At 39.3% G+C, this 23,600-nt stretch carries 24 protein-coding genes and 2 tRNA genes; 1 reads left to right on the top strand and 25 read right to left on the bottom strand.

What is annotated here, in order from left to right; translation table 11 throughout:
- Nucleotides 1-222 precede the first annotated feature (222 nt).
- Nucleotides 223-1,332 (bottom strand): cell elongation protein CozE, encoded by a 1,110-nt coding sequence (cozE, locus tag SPPN_RS04380; protein WP_000489838.1) that lies wholly within the window; start codon nucleotides 1,330-1,332, stop codon nucleotides 223-225.
- Nucleotides 1,333-1,434: 102 nt separating this feature from the next.
- On the opposite strand from cozE, the gene pbp3 reads away from it, so the two are divergent.
- Nucleotides 1,435-2,676, top strand: coding sequence for a D-alanyl-D-alanine carboxypeptidase PBP3 (pbp3, locus tag SPPN_RS04375; protein ID WP_000719172.1), 1,242 nt, complete (start codon nucleotides 1,435-1,437; stop codon nucleotides 2,674-2,676).
- Between the two features lie 231 nt (nucleotides 2,677-2,907).
- On the opposite strand, the gene sufB is transcribed toward pbp3, so the two are convergent.
- The 24 genes from sufB to SPPN_RS04255 form a co-directional block, all read right to left on the bottom strand.
- The gene (gene sufB, locus SPPN_RS04370; protein WP_000797052.1) at nucleotides 2,908-4,320 is read right to left on the bottom strand and encodes a Fe-S cluster assembly protein SufB; all 1,413 of its coding nucleotides are present in this window, start codon (nucleotides 4,318-4,320) and stop codon (nucleotides 2,908-2,910) included.
- A 57-nt stretch (nucleotides 4,321-4,377) separates the two neighbouring features.
- Nucleotides 4,378-4,818 carry a Fe-S cluster assembly sulfur transfer protein SufU gene (sufU, locus tag SPPN_RS04365; RefSeq protein WP_001218477.1) on the bottom strand — a complete coding sequence of 147 codons (441 nt, stop codon included), beginning with the start codon at nucleotides 4,816-4,818 and terminating at the stop codon, nucleotides 4,378-4,380.
- The gene (locus tag SPPN_RS04360; protein ID WP_000887741.1) at nucleotides 4,805-6,031 is read right to left on the bottom strand and encodes a cysteine desulfurase; all 1,227 of its coding nucleotides are present in this window, start codon (nucleotides 6,029-6,031) and stop codon (nucleotides 4,805-4,807) included. Before SPPN_RS04360 ends, sufU begins: the two co-directional genes overlap by 14 nt.
- A 10-nt stretch (nucleotides 6,032-6,041) precedes the next feature.
- Nucleotides 6,042-7,304, bottom strand: coding sequence for a Fe-S cluster assembly protein SufD (gene sufD, locus SPPN_RS04355; RefSeq protein ID WP_000196419.1), 1,263 nt, complete (start codon nucleotides 7,302-7,304; stop codon nucleotides 6,042-6,044).
- A 27-nt stretch (nucleotides 7,305-7,331) separates the two neighbouring features.
- A complete protein-coding gene (gene sufC, locus SPPN_RS04350) occupies nucleotides 7,332-8,102 on the bottom strand; it encodes a Fe-S cluster assembly ATPase SufC (protein ID WP_000114489.1) in 771 nt (256 codons plus the stop codon).
- 149 nt (nucleotides 8,103-8,251) lie between these two features.
- Nucleotides 8,252-8,446 (bottom strand): DUF3272 domain-containing protein, encoded by a 195-nt coding sequence (locus SPPN_RS04345; protein WP_001041547.1) that lies wholly within the window; start codon nucleotides 8,444-8,446, stop codon nucleotides 8,252-8,254.
- Between the two features lie 27 nt (nucleotides 8,447-8,473).
- Complete coding sequence (gene dnaX, locus SPPN_RS04340) at nucleotides 8,474-10,129, bottom strand: DNA polymerase III subunit gamma/tau (protein ID WP_000283809.1); 1,656 nt, start codon at nucleotides 10,127-10,129, stop codon at nucleotides 8,474-8,476.
- A complete protein-coding gene (locus SPPN_RS04335) occupies nucleotides 10,129-10,626 on the bottom strand; it encodes a GAF domain-containing protein (RefSeq protein ID WP_000920156.1) in 498 nt (165 codons plus the stop codon). The genes dnaX and SPPN_RS04335 overlap by 1 nt, the downstream gene beginning before the upstream one ends.
- 86 nt (nucleotides 10,627-10,712) lie before the next feature.
- Nucleotides 10,713-11,915: a 30S ribosomal protein S1 gene (gene rpsA / locus SPPN_RS04330; protein WP_001001629.1), complete on the bottom strand. Its 1,203-nt coding sequence runs from the start codon at nucleotides 11,913-11,915 to the stop codon at nucleotides 10,713-10,715.
- A gap of 162 nt (nucleotides 11,916-12,077) precedes the next feature.
- Nucleotides 12,078-12,149: transfer RNA gene (locus tag SPPN_RS04325), tRNA-Gln, on the bottom strand.
- Nucleotides 12,150-12,158: 9 nt separating this feature from the next.
- A tRNA-Tyr gene (locus tag SPPN_RS04320) sits at nucleotides 12,159-12,239 on the bottom strand.
- Between the two features lie 49 nt (nucleotides 12,240-12,288).
- Nucleotides 12,289-12,519, bottom strand: a complete 231-nt coding sequence (locus SPPN_RS04315) for a DUF2969 domain-containing protein (protein ID WP_000037111.1) — start codon at nucleotides 12,517-12,519, stop codon at nucleotides 12,289-12,291.
- A 167-nt stretch (nucleotides 12,520-12,686) separates the two neighbouring features.
- Nucleotides 12,687-13,331 (bottom strand): pyroglutamyl-peptidase I, encoded by a 645-nt coding sequence (gene pcp, locus SPPN_RS04310; RefSeq protein ID WP_000699369.1) that lies wholly within the window; start codon nucleotides 13,329-13,331, stop codon nucleotides 12,687-12,689.
- A 14-nt stretch (nucleotides 13,332-13,345) separates the two neighbouring features.
- Entirely contained in the window at nucleotides 13,346-14,269 is a 924-nt protein-coding gene (locus SPPN_RS04305) for a DUF979 domain-containing protein (RefSeq protein WP_000137265.1), read from the bottom strand.
- Complete coding sequence (locus SPPN_RS04300) at nucleotides 14,266-14,955, bottom strand: DUF969 domain-containing protein (protein WP_000454774.1); 690 nt, start codon at nucleotides 14,953-14,955, stop codon at nucleotides 14,266-14,268. The genes SPPN_RS04305 and SPPN_RS04300 overlap by 4 nt, the downstream gene beginning before the upstream one ends.
- 64 nt (nucleotides 14,956-15,019) lie before the next feature.
- Nucleotides 15,020-15,757, bottom strand: a complete 738-nt coding sequence (locus SPPN_RS04295) for a hypothetical protein (protein ID WP_000837382.1) — start codon at nucleotides 15,755-15,757, stop codon at nucleotides 15,020-15,022.
- A 22-nt stretch (nucleotides 15,758-15,779) separates the two neighbouring features.
- A complete protein-coding gene (locus SPPN_RS04290; protein ID WP_000219024.1) occupies nucleotides 15,780-16,802 on the bottom strand; it encodes a branched-chain amino acid aminotransferase in 1,023 nt (340 codons plus the stop codon).
- Nucleotides 16,803-16,936: 134 nt separating this feature from the next.
- The gene (parC, locus tag SPPN_RS04285; protein ID WP_080564708.1) at nucleotides 16,937-19,408 is read right to left on the bottom strand and encodes a DNA topoisomerase IV subunit A; all 2,472 of its coding nucleotides are present in this window, start codon (nucleotides 19,406-19,408) and stop codon (nucleotides 16,937-16,939) included.
- 478 nt (nucleotides 19,409-19,886) lie between these two features.
- A complete protein-coding gene (locus SPPN_RS04280; RefSeq protein ID WP_000570840.1) occupies nucleotides 19,887-20,447 on the bottom strand; it encodes a nucleotidyltransferase family protein in 561 nt (186 codons plus the stop codon).
- Complete coding sequence (locus SPPN_RS04275) at nucleotides 20,444-21,304, bottom strand: aminoglycoside 6-adenylyltransferase (protein WP_001217743.1); 861 nt, start codon at nucleotides 21,302-21,304, stop codon at nucleotides 20,444-20,446. Before SPPN_RS04275 ends, SPPN_RS04280 begins: the two co-directional genes overlap by 4 nt.
- 64 nt (nucleotides 21,305-21,368) lie before the next feature.
- Entirely contained in the window at nucleotides 21,369-21,971 is a 603-nt protein-coding gene (gene fic, locus SPPN_RS04270) for a protein adenylyltransferase Fic (protein ID WP_000242275.1), read from the bottom strand.
- A 12-nt stretch (nucleotides 21,972-21,983) separates the two neighbouring features.
- Nucleotides 21,984-22,325, bottom strand: coding sequence for a hypothetical protein (locus tag SPPN_RS04265; protein WP_000428283.1), 342 nt, complete (start codon nucleotides 22,323-22,325; stop codon nucleotides 21,984-21,986).
- A 149-nt stretch (nucleotides 22,326-22,474) separates the two neighbouring features.
- On the bottom strand, nucleotides 22,475-23,014 hold the full coding sequence (locus SPPN_RS04260; protein ID WP_237701467.1) for a restriction endonuclease subunit S: 540 nt from the start codon (nucleotides 23,012-23,014) through the stop codon (nucleotides 22,475-22,477).
- Nucleotides 22,965-23,591 (bottom strand): restriction endonuclease subunit S, encoded by a 627-nt coding sequence (locus SPPN_RS04255; protein WP_014017232.1) that lies wholly within the window; start codon nucleotides 23,589-23,591, stop codon nucleotides 22,965-22,967. Before SPPN_RS04255 ends, SPPN_RS04260 begins: the two co-directional genes overlap by 50 nt.
- Between the last annotated feature and the right edge of the window lie 9 nt (nucleotides 23,592-23,600).

The following is a 23,600-nucleotide window of genomic DNA, read 5'->3' as shown; positions in this document are numbered from 1 at the left end:
TTACTTGTTGTGCTAAAATAAATAAATTTCATTCAAACTTTAATAGACTATGAAAACCAGTGGAACTTACCCTGACACGGAATTCCACTGGTTTTTTCGATTTTTATCAGATTAACTTCTACTATTTTTAGCTGTGAAAATTAGTTGAGGACTTTAACTTATTTTCAATCTTCTAATCTAAAGGCCACTTCTAGTAAAGAAAAATCATGGTTCTCCTGACTTTTACTTAGCTAATTCTCTTTCTCGTTCTTTCATTATTTTATGATTTTCATACAAACGGGATAAGAACTTAGAAATTTCTTTTAAGATAGAATAGGTTGGCACTGCGACAATCATTCCAACTACACCATAGATATTGCTTGACAACAAAAGTAAAACTAAAATCGTGATTGGATGAACCTTCATAACACTTCCTACGATTCGAGGATATAAGATATTGCCATCTACCTGCTGAACAACAAGCATATAAATCACTGCAATCAGCATTCTATGGGGATCAGTGAATATATTTGCGATGATCATAGGAATCAAACCAATACTTGGCCCCACATAAGGAATTAAATTGGCTACACCAGAAAAAATAGCAAAAACTAAAGCATATTTTAAACAAATAATACTATAGCCAATATAAGCTAAACAACCTATAATGATTGCGTCAATCGAAACTCCACTAATATAGCGAGCAATCGTCGCATTCAAATTCTTTAAGAGGCCTGCAATATGCAAACGATCCCTCTTTAGAATCGTTCTTTCAAGCATGGGCAAGAATTTATGTCCATCTAGTAAGAAATAAACCAAAAAAACTGGAGTCATAATCAAAATCAAAACAGTACTGATAAGAGCTGACAAGACGCTCCCCACACTATTTGATACGCTATTTAGGATCTTTTGAAGAATATCAACATAGGATAAGTTTAACTGCTGAATTGTAGCTTCTACATCCAAATTCTGGAGCGCAGGATAATTAGATAAGTCTATGATTAAGTCTTGTACTCGACTATAAATAGTTTGACTAGATATAATCAAGCTAGATAACTGATTAATCAAAATAGGTAAGAGATAGACAACACCTATGACCATCCCCCAGACCAAAGCACACAAGGTAATTAAAATACCAAGCAAACGATTGAGTTTACAGACTTTATTTAAGAAAGTAACAATAGGGTTTGTCAAATAATAAAGAAAGCCCCCTAATAAAAATGGAATCATAATTGTATTAAGCACGCTAACAAAAGGGTTAATCAAAGACCCCATCTGTCTCCATAGGTAAAAGATGATTGTTAAGAGTAAAATTTCTGTGGTCCAAAAAAATAATTTATTTCTACGAAACATGAGTTACCTCCCTCACTCTATTTTACCATATTTTCAAAAAGCTTAACGGATGAATTATTAAAGCAAGAATATTTTTTTTCTTTATGATAGAATAAGACTACTATGAAAAAAATATTTTTAACTTTATTAACTGTCTCCCTTTTAGGAGGTGCTTCTACTGTTGCTGCTCAAGATTTTAATATTGCTGCAAAACATGCCATTGCTGTTGAAGCAAATACTGGAAAAATACTTTATGAAAAAGATGCAACTCAGCCAGTCGAAATCGCTTCTATTACAAAACTGCTTACCGTTTACCTGGTCTATGAAGCTCTGGAAAACGGAAGTATTACCCTCTCCACCCCAGTAGATATTTCTGATTATCCTTATCAATTGACGACAAATTCTGAAGCCAGTAATGTTCCTATGGAGGCTCGTAATTATACTGTTGAAGAGTTACTTGAAGCAACTCTGGTATCTAGTGTCAACAGCGCCGCTATTGCCCTAGCTGAGAAAATTGCTGGCTCAGAAAAAGATTTCGTCGATAGGATGAGGGCAAAACTCTTGGAATGGGGAATCAAAGATGCCACGGTTGTCAATACAACTGGTCTTAACAACGAGACTCTAGGAGATAACATTTACCCAGGTTCTAATAAAGATGATGAAAATAAGCTCAGTGCTTATGATGTTGCCATCGTTGCCCGCAACCTCATCAAAAAATACCCACAAGTTTTGGAAATCACCAAAAAACCTTCTTCTACTTTTGATGGGATAACAATCACTTCAACCAACTACATGTTAGAAGGTATGCCTGCTTACCGTGGTGGTTTTGATGGACTGAAAACAGGAACAACAGATAAGGCTGGAGAGTCTTTTGTTGGTACTACTGTCGAAAAAGGCATGAGAGTCATCACAGTTGTTTTAAATGCAGACCATCAAGACAATAATCCTTACGCTCGGTTTACAGCTACCTCTTCCCTAATGGATTATATTTCTTCTACATTTACACTTCGCAAAATCGTTCAGCAAGGCGATGCCTATCAAGATAGCAAAGCCCCTGTACAAGATGGAAAAGAAGATACCGTCACTGCAGTGGCCCCAGAGGATATCTATCTAATTGAACGTGTTGGGAACCAATCTTCCCAATCTGTTCAATTCACTCCCGATTCTAAAACAATCCCAGCACCACTTGAAGCTGGAACAGTGGTTGGCCATCTGACTTACGAAGACAAGGACTTGATCGGTCAAGGTTACATCACCACAGAGCGCCCTAGTTTCGAAATGGTTGCAGACAAGAAAATGGAAAAAGCCTTCTTCTTAAAAGTTTGGTGGAATCAGTTTGTCCGCTTTGTTAACGAGAAATTATAAAAAAAAAAAATCGCGATTTAAACCGCGATTTTTTTTATTACAAATTCATCTTCAAAGTTCTTGATTTTGAGTAGATCTAATGCTCAATGAAAATCAAAGAGTAAACTAGGAAGCTAGCCGTAGGTTGCTCAAAGCACCGCTTTGAGGTTGTAGATAAAGCTGACGTGGTTTACACTTTGATTTTCGAATAGTATCAAAGTCCTTGATTTTGAGTATATCTAAAATCAAATTTTACCCAACTGACCCTTCCATCTCATAGCTAATCAAGCGGTTCAGCTCAACAGCATATTCCATTGGAAGTTCTTTTGTGAAGGGTTCAACAAATCCCATAACAATCATCTCAGTTGCCTCAGATTCTGACAATCCACGACTCATGAGGTAATACAATTGTTCTTCTGAAATCTTAGAAACCTTAGCTTCGTGTTCCAAAGCAACTTGCGAGTTGTGGATTTCATTAAATGGAATAGTATCTGATGCCGACAAGTCATCCATGATAATGGTATCACATTCAATGTGAGAAACAGATTTCTTAGAGTTCTTGTTAAAGGTTACTTGACCACGGTAGTCAACCTTTCCTCCGCCTTTAGCGATGGATTTAGACACGATAGACGAACTGGTATGTGGAGCATTGTGAATCATCTTGGCACCAGTGTCCTGGTGTTGCCCTGCATTAGCAAAGGCAATAGAAAGCATAGTACCACGCGCCCCTTCTCCATCTAGGCAAACAGATGGGTATTTCATGGTTGTTTTGGCACCCAAGTTTCCATCAATCCACTCAACAGTCGCATCTTTCAAGGCTTTGGCACGTTTCGTTACCAAGTTATAGACGTTGTCAGACCAGTTTTGAATGGTTGTATAACGCATATAAGCTCCTTTTAAGGAAAAGATTTCTACAATGGCAGCATGCAAGCTGTTACTTGAATATGTTGGCGCTGTACACCCTTCAACGTAGTGGACACTTGCTCCCTCATCAACGATAATCAAGGTACGTTCAAACTGACCTGTATTTTCGTTGTTGATACGGAAGTAAGTTTGAAGTGGAATATCCACTTTGACCCCTTTTGGTACATAGATAAAGGTTCCACCTGACCATACTGCCGAATTGAGGGCAGCCAACTTATTATCTGTTGGTGGTACCAACTTAGCAAAGTATTGTTTAAACAAATCTGGGTATTCCTTGAGAGCAGAATCCGTATCTGTAAAGATAATACCTAACTTCTCAAATTCTTCCTTCATGTTATGGTAAACTACTTCGGACTCATACTGGGCAGAAGCTCCAGCAAGATAAGCACGTTCAGCTTCTGGAATCCCAATACGTTCAAAGGTTTCTTTAATTTTTTCAGGAACCTCATCCCAGGAACGAGCTGGTTTATCAGATGGTTTTTGGTAGTAGATCAAGTCATCAAAATCAATCTCTGATAAGTCTGCTCCCCAAGTTTGCATGGGCATTTTTTTGAAGGTTTCATAAGACTTCAAACGGAATTCTAACATCCACTCAGGTTCTCCCTTGGCAGCTGATAGTTCACGAATGACATCCTCATTCAATCCTTTTCCTGTCGATAGGACAGGCTCTACATCATCATGGAAACCAAATTTATATTCACCAAGATCAATTGGTTTTGGTTCTACTCTTTCTTCAGCCATAATATCCTTTCTTTCATTCTTCATTTCTACTGATTCATAAGACAAAAGAAACTTGTCTTATTGATTTTCTTGATTTTCAATTGTTTTCTTCAGGGCATTCCAAGCTAGAGTTGCACACTTGATTCGTTGAGGGAATTTGGCAACACCTGACAAGAAGGCTGCATCTCCAAGACTATCTTGTCTGTCATCTTTTTGCCCTTGAACCATTTCAGAAAAAATAGTTGCAAGTTCTAAAATTTCTTGTTTGGTTTTTCCTAAAACTGCATCTGTCATCATGCTGGCAGAGGCAGTTGAGATGGTGCAACCTGAATTTAGAAAAGCAATATCTTCCAAACGGTCCTCTGCATCAAACTTGACAGAGAGGTTGATGACATCTCCACAGGTCGGATTGTTGAGACTGATTTGCTCAGCGTCTTCTAACTTCCCTTGGTGATGTGGATTTTTCGAATGGTCTGCTACCACTGCCATATAAAGGCTATCTAGTTTAGAAAGTGCCATTGAAAAACTCCTTTGTCTTTTGTAAGGCATCGACTAGCTTATCGCAATCTGCCTTGGTATTGTAGATATAAAAACTTGCACGTGCTGTTGCTGGAACATCCAAATACTGGAGCAAGGGTTGCGCACAGTGGTGACCCGCACGAACTGCCACACCTTCATAATCCAAAGCCGTTGCAAGGTCGTGAGGATGAAGGTCGCCTAGGTTAAAAGCAATGACACCTGAACGTTGAGCCAAGTCCTGTGAACCATAAATAGTCAGTCCTTCAATCTCCTGCAGTTTTGGATAGACGTATGCGATCAATTCCTGTTCATGGGCTTCAATGGCATCCATACCAATCTTTTCCAGATAATCCACTGCTGCTGCCAGTCCGATAGCACCTGCCATGTTAGGAGTTCCAGCCTCGAATTTCCAAGGTAATTCCTTCCAACTAGCAGATTGCTCGTAGACAAAATCAATCATCTCGCCGCCAAATTCAAGGGGTGACATTTGTTCTAAATACTTCTCTTTTCCGTACAGAACACCGATACCAGTCGGACCAGCCATCTTGTGACCTGAAAAGGCAAAGAAGTCCACATCCAAGTCCTGGACATCGATCTGCATATGAGGCGTAGATTGAGCACCATCCACCACCATGATGGCTCCAACTTGGTGGGCCAATTGAGTGATTTCTTTGATTGGATTGACCACACCAAGAACATTGGAGGCGTGAGCTAGCGAAACAAACTTGACCTTGTCAGACAATTTAGCTCGCAAATCCTCCATATCCAGGGCACCGTCCTTAAGATAGACATAGACAAGCTCTGCCCCAGTCTTACGGCAGGCTTCCTGCCAAGGAATGATATTAGAATGGTGTTCCATGACGGAAATCAAGACCTGGTCTCCCTCAGCCAGGACTTCCTCAGCATAACGCGCTACCCAGTTAAGACTGGTTGTCGTTCCTCTGGTAAAGAGAACTTCCTTTGTAGACCCTGCATTGATAAACTTACGAATGGTTTCACGAGCCGCCTCATAAGAAGCTGTCGCCCTTTCTGCCAAGGTATGAACCCCACGATGAACATTGGCATTGTCCTGCTCATAATAGCGGTTGATTGTTTCCAGAACTGCTAGTGGTTTTTGTGTCGTTGCAGCATTGTCCAGATAGACCAACGGTTCATCGTTGACAATTTGGTCTAAAATTGGAAAATCCTTGCGAATCGTTTCTACATCTAACATCGGCTTCCCCTTAGCGTTTTGACAATTTCTCTTCGATAGTTGCAATCATTTCATCACGAACTTCCTTGACTGGAATCTCAACGATAACAGATCCAAGGAAACCACGGACAACCAAGCGTTCTGCAGTTGCCTTGTCCAAACCACGACTCATGAGGTAGTACATATCTTCTGGATCCACCTGACCGATAGAAGCAGCGTGACCAGCAGTTACGTCATTTTCATCAATCAAAAGAATTGGATTGGCATCTGAACGCGCTTGGTCTGAAAGCATAAGAACACGACTCTCTTGTTGCGCATCCGCTCCCTTAGCACCCTTGATAATGTGACCGATACCATTGAAGGTCAAGGTCGCTTTTTCAAGAATAACCCCATGTTGGAGGATATTTCCGATTGAGTTGCAGCCATAGTTAGTTACTCGAGTATCAATTCCTTGTACCTGACGGCCACTTGAAAGAGCTATAACTTTCAGGTCAGCATGGCTACCGTTACCAATCAAATCGCTATCAAAGTCAGCAACGACATTCCCTTCGTTCATGACACCAATAGCCCAGTCAATGCTTGCATCGTTGCCTAATTTACCACGACGGCTAATGTAGGCAGTGACGTTTTCACCTAGACGGTCGATAGCCGCAAACTTGACTTGAGCACCAGAACGTGCAATTACTTCTACTGTGATATTAGCAGTTGCTTTGGCACTTCCTTCACCGCGTGACTCTAAACGCTCCAGATAACTAATCTTAGAATTTTTACCAGCGATAATCATAATATGCTTGTTAAACGGCACATCGCTATCGCTATCTTGATAGAAAATTCCTTCGATTGGTTCAGCAATTTCCACGTTATCAGGAATATAGAGAACAGCACCACTATTGAAATAAGCTGTATGGTAGGCTGCCAACTTATCATCGTCATACTTGACAGATGACATGAAGAATTCCTCAACAAGCTCTGGAATTTCTTCTAAAGCTGAGTGGAAGTCTGTAAAGATGATACCCTGTTCAGCCAACTCAACTGGAATTTGCTCAAAAACAGTTTGCGTTCCTACTTGCACCAACTTCAAGTGGTTATCTAGTGCAGTGAAATCTGGAACATTTGCTGATGGCTCGCTTTCTGTAATCGTCCCATCCCCCAGATTCCAACGGTGGAATTTGACACGCTCAATAACTGGTAATTCCAAAGTCTCAATCTTATCAAAAGCTTTTTGACGGAGGTCAGCCAACCAGCTTGGTTCAGCGTGCATTTCTGAAAAAAGTTTAATATTTTCTCTAGTCATTTACTTCTCCTAAAAGATACGAGGAAATTACAATTCTTCCTTGTAGTCGTAGCCAAGTTCTTCAGCTAGTTTTGCGTATCCTTCACGTTCCAAACGCGCAGCCAATTCTGGACCACCAGAAAGGACAACACGCCCTTCCATCATCACGTGTACCACGTCTGGTGTGATATAGTTCAAAAGACGTTGGTAGTGAGTGATGATCATAGCACCAAAACCTTCACCACGCATGGCATTCACACCTTTAGAAACAACTTTAAGAGCGTCAATATCAAGACCAGAGTCAATCTCATCCAAAAGGGCAAAAGTTGGTTCCAACATCAAAAGTTGAAGAATTTCATTACGTTTTTTCTCACCACCAGAGAAACCTTCATTGAGATAACGTTCAGCCATTTCTTCTTTCATGTTGAGCAATTCCATTTTCTCGTCCAACTTAGTGATAAACTCACGAACTGAAATCTTTTCATCATCTTCTTTACCAGCATTCATAGCGGCACGAAGAAACTCAGCATTGGTAATTCCAGGAATTTCAGATGGGTATTGCATAGCAAGGAAAAGTCCCATACGCGCACGCTCATCTACTTCCAACTCAAGGATGTTTACGCCATCAAACAAAACTTCACCTTTGGTTACTTCATAGTTTGGATTTCCCATGATAGCGGCAGAAAGAGTCGATTTACCAGTACCATTTGGTCCCATGATAGCGGCGATTTCTCCTGTTTTCAGGGTCAGGTTAACCCCTTTTAAAATTTCTTTTCCTTCAATCTCAACGTGAAGATCTTTGATCTCTAATACTGACATGATAGTTCCTTTCTTTTTCAAGACTTTTACAGTACTTACTAGAAAAACGTCTGATTTCCCCAGAAATAGAGTAAAAGGTCTATAAATATACTTTTCTAGTATAACAAAAAAAAGCCTAAAAGGCTTTGATTTTGTCTGGAAGCTGAGGGCTAGTCTTTCCTATTAAAATGCTGATCGATGACATCAACGATTTTGCCCATCACATAACTGACTCGGAAATTTCTGAAGAGTAAAATTGCCCAAAAGGCTGCCATAATATAGCGACCAGTCATCCAAGCTTCATTGAAAAAATAGGTCTCAGCAGCTGTAAACAGCGCCATAATAATAAATTGTTGTTTATTCATAAACTTATTGTATCATGAAATCTTTCTTTAGTCTTCCTCTACCTTCACTTTATCAGCCAAAAATTCAAATCCTTCTGGAATCAGACTTTCTTCTGCTTCTTTTTCAGTTTGAGAAGATTTGGCTTTAGCTGAAAAGGCTGCGCGAACTTCTTTCCATTCCTCCATGGAAATGGCTAAAATCTCAGGTGAAAAACCTGCTGCCTGACTGAGAATGTTGCCAAACATAGTGTTGAGATTGTCTCGTTTCATGGTTTGACCAGCATTGAAGTTAGATTCAAAAGCAAGAATGGCATGGTGTTCATTGGCTGCAACCGGTTGAGAACCAACTAGTAGAGCCTTATCAGGACCTCCAAGACTTTCAATCACCTCTCCCCAGGCATTCTGCAAGCGAATCAGATTTTGACGTGCTAAATCAGGATTTTCGACAGCCTCTTGTAAGATAGATTGAACTTTATTGCGATCCACACGATAGACTGTCTTGCCTGTTGCTGGGCGACTAGGAGTTGGACTAGTTGGCTTGGGCACAGTTCCCACATTGGCGAGTTCTTGTTTGAGACGTGTCACTTCCTGTCTCAGTGCAGAAATTTCATGTTCAACTGCACCAGAAAGAGCTAGTTCAGGATTAATCTCCGCTAAACGAATAGTCATCATCTCAGCATAAATCTTGGGCTGCAAACTAGACTTAATATCTGCTAAACTCACTGTCGCTAAGCGAATCATTTCAAACAGATTTTCTTGAGGAAGTGCCAAATTTTCTACAAAGACTGGACTATGATGAGTATTTTCTCCCCCTGTTTGAACAATTAACAAGTCTCTTAAATAGTGCAAAAGATCGGTCACAAAACGAGTCATGCTCTTACCATTGTCAAAGAGAAGATTTAAGCAAGCTAATGCTTTGGGAACATCCTGCTGGGACAAGGCAGCCACATAATCATCTAAGGCTGATAGGCTAATAGTGCCAGTAATTTCTTCAGAGATGGCAGTCGTCAGCTCATTTCCCTGTGTCAAACTCAGGGCTTGATCCAAAATAGACAAGGCGTCTCGCATTCCACCTTCAGCCCGTCTGGCAATGATTTCCACAGCCTCTGGCTCAGAACTGATATTTTCTTTTTCTAAGATATAGCGGATATGTTCCTTAATATCCTGTGTTTTAATCGATTTAAATTCAAAACGTTGGACACGGGATAGAATAGTGGCAGGAATCTTGTGCAATTCAGTAGTAGCCAAAATAAAGACCACATTCTGTGTTGGCTCTTCCAACGTCTTTAGAAGGGCATTAAAAGCCCCTGTAGACAGCATGTGAACCTCATCTATGATGTAAACCTTATAACGAGCAAGGCTAGGCGCATAGGTAGATTTATCACGAATTTCGCGAATTTCATCCACCCCATTATTAGAGGCTGCATCCATTTCAATGACATCTTCTAAACTACCGTCCGTCACTGCCTGACAAATATAGCAGTTATTACAAGGTTCACCACCCACTTGATTGGGACAGTTCATAGCTTTGGCAAAAATCTTAGCTACACTGGTTTTTCCCGTTCCACGTGGACCAGAAAAAAGATAGGCATGACTTATTTTCTCTTGTTCTACTGCTTGTTTAAGAGTCTTAGCCACAACTTCTTGACCAACCAACTGGGAGAAGTTTTGACTTCTATATTTTCGATAAAGTGCTTGATACATTAAGATTTTTCCCCAAACATTGTAAAGTCCCATGCTGTCTTTTCAAGCAAAATAGCGACAAATTGTTCCAAATAATCTCGATCCATTGCATCGTAATCCTCAATCTCTGAAGAATCCAGATCCAGAACTCCAAGTAGTTGGCCATTCTTTATCATCGGCACCACAATTTCACTTTTAGCTAGACTATCACAAGAAATATAGTTGGGATAGGTCCTTACATCACCAACCAGGACTGTTTCCTGCAACTCAGCAGCTTCACCACATACGCCCTTGCCTAGTGCAATACGGATACAGGAAACACCTCCTTGGAAGGGACCTAAAACCAATTCCTTTCCATCGAACAAATAAAAACCTGCAAATACGGTATTAGGAAAACGTGATTTTATGAGAGCACTGGCGTTGGAAAGATTAGCCAAAACATTGGTTTCGCCTTCCAATAGGAAGGACAATTCTTCATTTAACATTTGATAACGTGATTGTTTTTCTGATTTTAACATAGAACTATTATATCAAAAAAGGAGCAGAGACAAAAGAAAAAATCCCTTGTTTAGTAAACAAAGGATTTTGTGAATTTTCAATTTGATTAAAGTTCGATATCACCAAACAAATCAGCCATTGAAAATCCTGTTTGTGTTTCTGGAAGTTCGAAATCACGCTTCTCTTGACGTCTTGGACGACGTGGACGAGCAGCACGTTTTTCTTCTTTTTGTCCTTCTTCTTGAGCTGGACGTTCTTCAAGAGCTTTAATAGAAAGTGATACACGCTCTGCATCTGCGTTAACTTCAAGAACTTTAACTTGAACTTCTTGACCAACTTTAAGAGCTTCTTTTGGATTTTCAATACGTTTGTGTGAAATTTGTGATACGTGAACAAGTCCATCGATACCTGGCAATACTTCAACAAATGCACCGAAGTCAGTCAAACGTTTAACTGTTCCTTCTACTACATCACCTTTAGCCAATTTTTGCTCAACACCATCCCATGGTCCTGGTACTGTTGCTTTAAGTGAAAGTGATACACGTCCTTCTTCTTCGTTAAGATCAAGGATTTTCACTTCAATTTCTTCACCAACAGTTACAACTGATTTTGGTGAAACGTTACGTTCATGTGACAATTCAGTCAAGTGAACCAATCCGTCAACACCACCAAGGTCGATGAAAGCACCGAAACTTGTGATACGAGCAACTTTACCAGTTACAACATCACCAACAGCAAATTTACCAAATACTTCAGCGCGAGCTGCTGCTGTAGCTGCTTCAACAACTTCACGACGTGAAAGGATGAAGCGGTTTTCTTTAGCATCAACTTCTTTGATTTTAGCGTCAAATTCTTGACCTACAAAACGCTCAGTGTTACGTACGAAACGAGTATCCAACATTGAAGCTGGGATAAATCCACGAACACCTTCAAATTCTACTGAAAGTCCACCTTTAACGGCACGAGTTCCTTTAACAGTAACAACTTCTTCTTCGCGACCAACAAGTTTGTCCCATGCTTTGCGAGCTTCAAGGCGTTTTTTAGATACAAGGTATGTAACTGTATCAGTATCTTTACCAACTACTTGACGAAGTACAAGAACATCCAATACTTCTCCTACTTTAACAAAGTCATTGATATCTGCATCGCGATCGTTTGTCAATTCGCGAAGAGTCAAGACACCTTCAACACCAGTTCCAGAGATTGCAACGTTAGCTTGAGTCGCATCAACTGTCAATACTTCAGCACTAACAACATCACCAGTCTCAACTTGGCTAACGCTATTTAGCAAATCTTCAAATTCGTTCATCTAAAAAATCCTCCAACAATCAAGTTTTTTCTTAAACTTGACATACTTATAATTTTTTTCCTAAGCACTCGCAAGGACATGTTCATATCGTTCACGTCTTTCAATTATAAAAATAAAATACCCTAAGATATTTTGCTTTTTATCTTGATTATTACCTAAGAACTGGGGTAGCTGGATTCGAACCAACGCATGAGGGAGTCAAAGTCCCTTGCCTTACCGCTTGGCTATACCCCATTGATGAAATGGAGAGAGAGGGATTCGAACCCCCGAACCCGAAGGAGCGGATTTACAGTCCGCCGCGTTTAGCCTCTTCGCTATCTCTCCTACAATCAACATGGACTATTATATCATGAAAATTTCAAAAAAACAAGACTTATTTTGCTAAATTATAATTTTCAATCAAAATTTCCACAGCTTTTTCCAATTTTTTATAAAAACTATCGACATTCCCATTCTTTATGATGGCAAATTGTCCCTCTAATTCGGCAATTTCTCCGATAACTTTTTTACCAATGATCAAGGTATAGCCTTCAAAACTGTCTTTTCCTACATTAACTTTGGCATCTGCTACTTGAATTTCGATTTTTTTATCTTTCTTACTCATTTCATACCTCTCTTCACTTTTTCTATTGTACAAGAAAATCCTAAAACTAGCAAGAAAAAACTCTATATCAGGCTTGTCTGATATAGAGTTTTATGTAAACAACCTCAATCGATTTAGCATAGCTAATAGTTAGTAAACAAGCATAATTGACTATCCTTTTTAGGTTATCAGTGAGTCTCACCACCTACTAACTGCAAATCCTTATCTTTGTAGTCTACAATAGCTTCAATAGCTACCTCTATGCCTCTTACAATATCGCATAGACTCATTCCTGCAGTATTCGGCTTATTTACTACTTGTTCCATCATATATGGAATATGCATGAAACCTGCTCTCATATTAGGGAATTTTTTATCCACTAAATAAAGAGCTTGGTACATCAAATGATTGCAAACAAAGGTTCCTGCACTATTGGACACAACTGCTGGAAGTCCCTGTTTTTTAATAGCTTGTACCATCGCTTTGATAGGTAAACTACTAAAATAGGCCGATGCTCCATCAATACGAATCGGTGTATCAATTGGTTGATTGCCTTCGTTATCAGGTATGCGAGCATCATCTTGATTAATAGCCACTCGTTCAGGTGTTAAGCCGGTCCTGCCGCCTGCTTGTCCAATACAAAGTACAGCATCTGGTTGATATCGTAATATTTCTGCCTCTAAAACTTCTGACGACTTATAAAAAACCGTTGGAATTTCTACCCAGCGAACTTCGGCCCCATTAATCTCAGATGGTAATAATTTTACAGCCTCCAAAGCTGGATTAATCTTTTCACCTCCAAAAGGATTAAAACCTGTAACCAATATTTTCATTTTATTTTCCTTTACTAAAATGCGAGAAAGTACATTAAGAATATGTGAATAACAATCATTACTAGAGCAACACCTGCTTGAGCCTTTATAACGCCATTCTGATCTTTCATATCCATCAATGCTGCTGGTAGAGCGTTAAAATTAGCAGCCATTGGGGTCAATAAGGTCCCACAATAACCTGCTGTCATGGCAAGAGCACCAGCCACAATTGGATTAGCTCCTAGAGCAAATACAAAGGGAACTCCAACACCTGCTGTAATAACGGTGAATGCTGCAAAAGCATTTCCCATAATCATTGTGAATAGAACCATTCCAAGAACATAGGCCAAAACTCCTATAAAGCGACTATCTGAAGGAACAATACCGCTAATCAGATGAGAGATAACATCACCAACACCTGCTACAGTAAAAATAGCCCCCAAAGCCCCTAATAATTGAGGAACAATCCCACTTGTTGAAACTTGCTGAGTCATTCGATTATTTTCTGATAACAGACTCTTAGGGTGACTATTGGTAATCACAAGAACAGAAATTGTAGCAAACAAGGCGGCAAGGCTAATCGAAATCTTGCTAAATTCTGGAATCATTTGCGCTAAGACCAACGCAAGTATTGCCATCAGCATAACTGGAATAAAAATTTTATTTTTCAACCTGTTAGATTCAATATTGGCTTTCATTTCATCTAAGGATGGCAAGGTTCCGATACGGACTTGCTTAAACAATGTTAGCAGCGATAATAGGATTACAATAATACCAATACTCATATTTGGCATATAGGAACCACCTATAAACGTAATAGACAATAGAGTCCAAAATGCAGATGTCCCAAGTCGAACTGGGTTTGTTTTATCTTTATAACTACAATAGGCTGTATGGAGAAATTGACAACCAATCACAATATAGGTCAACTCTAATAGTTGCTTTGCCAACTCTGTCATTTTTGTTCTCCTCCCCTAGTCTTTTTTGATATCAATTTTTTATCAAATAAATAATTGTAAATCCCTACTACAATAAGTGTTATAACAGCAACAATAATAGATGTAGAAGCAATCCCTGCATAATTGCTTTCATAGCCTAACTGATCTAATGTTCCCCCTATCAAGAGGACTCCCCCAGCACCTACAAACGTATTTTGAGCAAAGAAATTTCCAAAATTTTCATTCGCAGCCGCACGCGCTTTTATTGTCTCATCTTCAACCTCTGTTAACTTTCTACCTAATTGAGACTCTGCTGCTGCTTCTCCCATAGGTTGAACCAAAGGTCTGACAAACTGAGGGTGTCCTCCTAGACGAATTGAAAAGAAACCAGCTAACTCTCGAATAAAGAAATAAACTGTATAGAAGTTTCCAACTGTCAGACCTTTAATCTTTCGAATCAAATCAATTGATCGTTGCTTGAGTCCAAAGGTTTCTGACAGCCCCACAAGAGGCAAGGTAACCATAAAAATCGTGAGCACTCGCTGATTGCTAAATTCTTTTCCCAAAATCTCCAAAAATTCAACAAGAGAAACACCTGAAACTAAAGCTGTAACCAAACCAGCTAAGACTACTGTTGCAATTGTATCAAATTTTAAAATAAAACCCACAACAATGATTGCTATTCCTATTAGCTTAATCCACTCCATATCAAACTCCTTTATATCCAAAATGACAGTATTTTTAAAATTTTATCAAGAGCAATACCATTCTTTATTTAATATGCTTTTCTAATTCTTTTTGGTATTTGCTATTGGATTCCAATTTTTCTTTTTGCCATTTTTTAAGAGCTTCGTCATATTCTTTTGTTGTAACAATATCTTTTTGCAATTTCATTCCTTTAAAGATATATGGATCTCCCTTAATACCAACTTGTGAGTATGGTTTTGAGAATGGTACTACATTACTTACAACTGGAGAACCACCAGATGAAGCTGTTGGCATCAATAATGAACTATCTGTCAACCAAGCTTGAGCTTTGGCATATTTTTCATATCTCTTCTCTAAGTCAGTGGTCTCAGAAACAGCATCTTCTAACAACTTCTTATATTGATCCAAACCAAGTTTAGCGACAACATCCTTATCTTTTCCTTTCGTAATACCAAGGTGTTTCATGGCAGAACCAGATTTTGGATCCATAATATTCAAGTAAGACGCTGGATCTTGATAGCTTGGAGCCCATCCTGTACTGTTCAAATCATAGTCTTTTTGAGAAGGAGCAACATTGCCGTATTTATCATTTTCCATCAAACCATCAACAACATTCCCGATAATATCTGTTGTGGATGTACGCGTTGCTATGCTGTAGTCCAAGGATGCTGGATCCACTGCATAGACATAAGAAAATGTTGTCGGAGCATCTGCTTCTTTATCAGCTTTCCCACAGGCTGCTAAAAGAGCTGTTGTGCTTAGGATAAGTCCTGTTGTTAAAATCCACTTTTTTGATTTCATAAAAATCTCCTTTAATATATTTTTAATCTACTTTTACAATCCAACCTTCTGGCGCTTCAATATCACCAAACTGAATACCTGTCAATTCATCATAGAGTTTACGAGTCACAGGGCCAACTTCTGTTTCACTATAAAATACATGGAAATCATCACCGTGTTGAATACCTCCAATTGGAGAAATAACCGCTGCTGTACCACAGGCACCTGCCTCTACAAAACGGTCAAGGTTATCAATTGGAACATCTCCTTCAATAGGAGTTAAGCCCAAGCGATGTTCTGCCAAATAAAGTAAGGAATACTTGGTAATAGATGGCAAGATAGATGGACTCAATGGCGTTACAAATTCATTATCAGCTGTAATTCCAAAGAAGTTAGCTGATCCAACTTCTTCAATCTTTGTATGTGTTGATGGATCTAGGTAAATAACATCTGAGAAATGACGTGACTTGGCCAATTTCCCTGGCAAGAGACTGGCAGCATAATTCCCACCAACCTTAGCCGCACCTGTACCATTTGGAGCGGCACGGTCGTATTCATCCTGAATCAAGAAGTTGGTAGGGACCAAACCACCTTTAAAGTAATTTCCAACTGGCATAGCAAAGATAGTAAAAATATACTCCTCTGCTGGTTTTACCCCGATAATATCTCCGACACCAATCAAAAGTGGACGAAGATAGAGGGTTCCACCTGTTCCGTATGGTGGTACGTATTCTTCATTCGCACGGACAACTGCTTTACAAGCTTCTACAAACATGTCTGTCGGAACTTGTGGCATCAAGAGACGGTCACATGTACGTTGCAGGCGTTTAGCATTTTCATCAGGACGGAACAGTTGAACACTGCCATCCTTAGTACGATAAGCTTTCAAACCTTCAAATGCTTGTTGTCCATAGTGGAGACTTGGAGAAGACTCTGAAATATGCAAAGTTGCATCCTCTGTAAGCTCTCCTTGATTCCATTGTCCATTTTTGAAATGAGCAAGATAGCGATAAGGTAATTTCATATAGGAAAAACCAAGGTTTTCCCAATCAATCGTTACTGTCATATTCCACTCCTTATTCTAAAAACCTATTTCTTATATTCTACACTATTTTTCTAAAATAGCAAGTATATTTTGTAATTTTCAGAAAATTTCTTCAATAAAAAGAACCAGCTCTTAGAACTGATTCTTCATTTCACTTATTTAGCTTCAGTAAATACTTCTTTAAGATAGGCATCAAAAACTTCTTCATCAGAAATCGTATCAGAAATGAAGCTTCCGTTACTAGTCCGTTCTGACAAATTCAAGTCTTGTAATCGGCTTTCGTAGATTGTTCCTTTGTTGGATTGAACAAGCAGAGTTTGGTCGTTCTCTTCCACTTCTGTACTGAAGAGGTCACCAACGAAGCCTTGTTCTGCAACCGCTCCTGCCAAGAAGACACGATGCGGTTTGTTTTTTAACTCACGCAAGACTTGTAAGCCACGTTTGGCACGACTTGTTGCCGGAATTTCGTCAATAGAAACACGTTTCAAACTTCCACGTTGGGTCAAGAGGTAGAAGGATGAGGTGTTACAGATAAAGGCGGATTGGAGAACATCATCTGCTTTCAGGTTCATAGCTTTGACACCTGCAGCCTTAGCACCGACAACTGGTACCTCTTCGATATTGAAACGAAGGGCATAACCATTTTGGCTAACCAAGAGAACATCATCCAGTTTAATCGGAGCCACTGCTACAATCTGGTCTGTCTCGTCTTTGAGCTTAGCATACTTTACAGACTTAGATTTATAGGTCCGCCATGGAGAGAATTCTTTGCGTTCTACACGCTTGATTTGACCGAAACGAGTCGCCGCAAAGTAGGTTGTCGCATCATCAAACTGATCCACTACTTCCACATAAAGAATTTCTTCGTTCGTTTCAAAGTTTGTAATGGTTTGGCTCAGATGTTCCCCGATATCCTTCCAACGAATGTCTGCCAATTCATGAATTGGTCGATAAATGACATTTCCAAGCGTCGTGAACATCAAAAGATGCTGGGTTGTCTTGGCAGATTGAACAAAAATCAAACGGTCGTCATCACGTTTGCCAATTTCTTCCAGCGTTGAAGCGGCAAAGGAACGTGGGCTGGTACGCTTGATGTAACCTGCCTTGGTCACGCTGACATAGGTATCTTCTTCAGCGATCAGACTAGCTGTATCAATCTCAATTGCTTTCGCAGTGTCTTCTAACGAACTCAAACGTGGTGTCGCAAATTTCTTCTTGACCTCACGAAGCTCTTTCTTCATGAGATTGTACATAGTCCGCTCATCCCCGATAATAGCCGCCAGCATGGCAATCTTTTCACGAAGTTCTGCTTCTTCTTCCTGTAAGACAACCACATCGGTATTGGTCAAACGATACAATTGCAAGGTAACGATGGCCTCAGCCTGCTCCTCTGTAAAATCATAGCTAACTTTGAGATTTTCCTTGGCATCCGCCTTATTCTCAGAAGCACGGATAAGCGCAATGACTTCGTCCAAGATTGAAATCACACGAATCAAACCTTCGACGATATGGAGACGTTTTTCAGCCTTTTCCTTATCAAAGCGTGAACGCGCCAAAATCACTTCACGACGGTGGGCAATATAGCTAGACAAGATTGGGACAATACCGACCTGACGAGGTGTGAAATTGTCAATCGCCACCATGTTAAAGTTGTAGTTGATTTGCAGGTCAGTATATTTAAAGAGATAGTTGAGAACGAGCTCTGTATTAGCGTCTTTCTTAAGTTCAATAGCGATACGAAGACCGTCACGGTCAGACTCATCGCGAACCTCAGCAATACCTGCCACCTTACTATTGACACGAACATCATCAATCTTCTTGACTAGATTGGCCTTGTTGATTTCATAAGGAATCTCAGTAATAACAATTTGTTCCTTACCACCTTTTAGCTTTTCAATCTCAGTCTTGGAACGAACAACAACGCGCCCTTTCCCAGTTTCATAGGCCTTCTTGATTTCATCACGACCCTGGATAATCCCTCCAGTCGGGAAGTCTGGTCCAGGCAAGAATTCCATGAGTTTATCCACCTTGGCAGTTGGATGATCAATCATGTAGACTGTCGCATCGATAACTTCGGCCAAATTATGGGGAGGAATATCTGTGGCATAACCAGCCGAAATACCAGTAGAACCATTCACCAAGAGATTTGGAAAGGCTGCTGGCAAGACTGTCGGCTCTTTCTCCGTATCGTCAAAGTTCCAAGCAAAAGGAACGGTCTTTTTCTCGATATCCTGAAGAAGATAACCCGCAATCTCAGACAAACGCGCCTCAGTATAACGCATAGCCGCAGGCGGATCTCCGTCCATAGAACCGTTATTACCGTGCATTTCGACTAGAATCTCACGATTTTTCCAGTCCTGTGACATACGGACCATGGCATCATAGATAGAATAATCACCGTGTGGATGAAAATTCCCCATGATGTTACCGACAGACTTGGCCGACTTACGGTAGCTCTTGTCAAAAGTATTGCTATCCTTATTCATAGAATAAAGAATACGGCGCTGAACCGGCTTCAACCCATCACGAATATCTGGCAAAGCCCGGTCTTGAATAATGTACTTGGAGTAGCGACCAAAGCGCTCTCCCATGATGTCCTCCAGGGACATGTTTTGAATGTTAGACATAAGATACAAAGCCCATAAAATACCAAGTGAAAATAGAAAATTCTTAAAGCGAGCGATGTTCGCAAGAGAATTTATCTTTTTCACACAGCATTTAGGGCGTGTTCAACTCCTTTCAAAGAATGTAGAGTAGGTTTTTACAGAAAAGGTTTTCAGTTATGATATAAAGGGACGATTTGGCTTGCCAAAAATGTCTGTAGAAAAATAGAAAATCGATGTAGGGCTCGATGAAGTCAAGACGATTTGACTTTTTTCCGAATAAAATTAGTCCCGTGTTCAGTTACTACAAATAACCAAACGACCCTTTCTGTAGTTTAATGTGTTTAAAATGCGTTGCTTCAGTTAATAAGAAATTTCACATAGCATTCAGGGCGCGTTTAACTCCTTTCGAAGAATGTAGAGTAAATACTATGGAAAAAGAAAAAATATAGAGTAAGTCACTTCCATCCAATTCCTGTATCGTCATTTCCACTTGAAATGTCTACTCCACAAATCCTCGTTTATACTTGATATGGCTGGCGATATTACTATCTACATCTTTCTTATCCCAAAGTTGGAGTTCCCATGGGTAATAAAAATTACTTTTATTTTTAAAATAGATATGAATACCGACATAGCCATCTTTATCACGTAAATACCAGTTTTTTAGTCCGTAAATCTCTTGCCAATCATCTAGTTTCTCCATGACTTGAGCTATCTCTTTGGAACTTAAAATCATACGAGCACCAAAAATATCATTAAGAATTGAATTCACAGGATAGCCCTCTTGACGCTCTGAAAAACGTATAATTTTATCTAAAATAGACTCAGAAGTTTTGACACGATAAACATAGGCAATATCTTGGACATCCGCTTTCATCAGATAATCATTAATTGACTCATGTAAATTCAGACGGTAGGACAAAATCGCTTTAGTCGGAACTTTTGAAAAGGTATGCTTGAGATTTATTTTTTCCACCTTACCCGTTTCAAAATAATCTTTAGAATATTCTCGATGAATACGATTAATCTCTGTAATGAGGCGTTCCACTTTTTCAATCATGAGTCTCCTCCTCTCGCTTTTTCATTTTTCCAGTTATTCCCAAACTTCTTCACTCTTTCCTCAGCATACTCAATCATCTTCTCAGCCACTTCTTTATCGTAGTCAAAGCCCAGCTTTTGAGCAAGTCTTTGAGCTTCTCTATGGAAAAGTTGCATCGTAGTCAATAAAGACTGAGTGATTTTATCTATACTTGAAAAATCAAGCAAATCTGAGAATTCCTTCTTTTGCTCAGCAGGTAAATAGTTAAAAAGATGCTTATAATTCTTGCCGACGTCTACTTTCCCCCTATCACTTGCTACCTGCCAAGCCAAAATTTTCAAGAATTCTTGCTGACAAATGCCGTAAAGATGGTCAATCGCGTAGATGAGCTGATTCCGACAAATCCCTTTAACCACGTAAGATGACACCCACCAAAATTCATTGCAGGAATTTTTAAAATCTGTCTCAGTAGCTGGATGTATCCAGAAACGCTTTGGACTGGGAGAATAGGACTCAAACAAGCCCTTCTTATCTTCTAAAACAGTGAATCCTGCTTCACTGTCCACCCATTCTTGAATGTGTTCTTTAGGACAAAGAGTCAAATCGATACGATTGCCATCTTCAAAGAGCATGAGGTAGAGACGACGATGGTCAAGCTGGACATGCTGTTCAATCAGGCGTTTGCCAAACTGATCTAGCCAAGAAAGGTCACTCGTCAGATTATCTAAATCATCCACGATATAGACCACGTCATAGTCTTGAAATTCATCTGTTTGAACCTTTTGGTTTGTCCGTGAACCAGACATGGCGATAGCTTTAACTTGTAAAGTTTTGGCAGTTTGTAAAATCAGATCTAGCATTTCTGTTTCAATTCTCATGTCAGCACCTTCTCATTTTATAGGTTACCAAGCGTCTGATTCTTCTTACTGGATAGTTTTTATACTATAATTCCCCTGTCTTGTAAAGACTGTATCCTTCGTAGTAGTATGAAGCATCTACTCTCTTAAAGAAACTGGTCTGAGTAAGGTCATCCGTCAAGTTATTGAGGAGCAAATACTTGAGTTCTCCAGTCGATACTGCACTACGCTTCATGGCATTCAGGTATTCATCCTTATCTATAGCATTCCAGTCTACCACTTTGCCCAGTTTCTGACGAAGCATACAATCTAGCCAAATCCGCATTGCGCGTCCATTCCCCTCACGGAAAGGATGGGCAATATTCATATCCGCATACTTATCAACTACTTGATCAAAATTATCATGAGGAAGTTTGTCAATATACTGCAAGGATTGCTCTAAAAAAATACGGGGGGCAAATTGAAAGTTATCCTTTGCAATATTGACATCACGGATTTTTCCAGCGAAATCATAGATACCTGAAAAAAGATAGTGGTGAATAGCTGACAGCCCTGCAAATGTCCCAACTTCCATCTTGAACAAGTCTCCTGTCTGAAAAAGCAGGGCGGCTTGTTTTTTTGTCAGTTTTTCTTCTGCATCTGACAGCTGGGCTGAGTTTGTAATGCCTAGTTTATTTTCCAATACCATATCTTCCCCTTATTAACGCCATTTTGTATAGAAAACAGGGTGCCCTTTAGCAATATGTTCTTTCAGTTCATCTGGCAACTTAAACTCTACAATGTCTGTAGTAACCCTTGGTAAGTAAGCAAAATCTCCGTTGAGTCCGCTAAAATAGAAACCATTTTCCTTAGCCTCTTTGTCCAATGAAAATATCACTTTTGGAATAAAATACTCATAATCAGGCTCTCTATTACAAATCATATTTCTTACATCCAAAATAGATGTTTTCGCATCCAACACATCAAGTACTTTCCCATACTCTGCATGACTTATTTTGAACAATCTAATCTTTGCAGCTCCTTTAGGTTTCTTATTCTCCATTTACTGGATCCTCCTTCTTACTTTTTTCAATGTAAACTTTTTGTAAGGTGTAAATAAATAGCTATTATCAAAACTCAACTTGTCCTTTTTAGGGAAAAACTGCCTAAAAATTAGGACAGCTACTCCCTAAAAAGGACAGATATACTGAACTATCTTGCTACTACTTCCTTAGTCGCAGCAATTTTTTTGTCAGCCCAGATGACTAAATCCTTGATAACTAATTTCTCCACTGCTCGAACAAAGTCAGACATAAATGTATAGTCGATTTGATTATTTTTGATAGGAAGCTTAACATCTGTCTCTTTTAATACTTTTTCATTAAAAGAGCTACTTCCCCAACTAAATGTAGAGAAACTCTTTCTTAATGAAGTAATTAAATAAAGAGCTTTATACCTATCCAATTCTACTTCTTTAGTGCGCAATACCTTAATTTTATCTCCTGTGAAATAGGGTTCTTTTTGATAAAACATCGTTGCCGTATCTTGACCAAAACTAATTGTGTTGGCAGGATTGAGAAATTCTTCACTCTCTGTAATATAACCTCGAATCCCATTGTTACTATCTCCACGAGCTACATAAGGAAACTTTCCTCCAAACTCAATCATATTTGCATTGAATTTCTTTTTACTACTGGATAAGTTAAAGACCTGAGAAAGTTGGAATACCTCCGACTCCTCTACTCTTAGTATCGGAAAGTTTTGCAAACTTGTCAAGTACTTTTTCATCATTTTTTGTAAGATGATAATCCCTAAGATTTGTTACAGTTAGATAAGACTCAAGCGTCTCGATGCGTTCAGACTCGAGCGCTTTGATGTAGCTTTCCATGTATGAAAATGCTAATTTGTTATTGAGAGTTGGAAGTTTAACTAGGAGGTCATGAGATTTAGAAAAGCGTAGCTTATTTCCAAAATCAAATTTACCAACTAAAGATTTTTGAATTGAAGATGCTAAAAATAACATGGAGTGTTCACTATACTCTTCGTCATTCCAGTAGACACCCACATCATCTGATGCGCTAAATTCATAATTTCGATAAAAAACATTTCCAAAAATATCAATAGTCAGAGAATTTTTTGGAAAAATAGTCATCTTATTCCCAATATGTCTAACGACACCCGTATTAGTCACTCCTGCCATCACAAATGGTAAAAGGCCATCTATCTGATCTGCTTTCGTTAGACGGGAACCCTGAACAATATTACCAAATAAATCTCCTATCCGATACTCTCTCCACTCGCCCCCACTTGCTTCAAATTCCTCTTCCAATTTTTGAAG

Source organism: Streptococcus pseudopneumoniae IS7493, assembly GCF_000221985.1.
Classification (GTDB): Bacteria; Bacillota; Bacilli; order Lactobacillales; family Streptococcaceae; genus Streptococcus; species Streptococcus pseudopneumoniae.
Note: the sequence above shows the minus strand (reverse complement) of the source record. Positions and strands in the feature narration are given on the sequence as shown.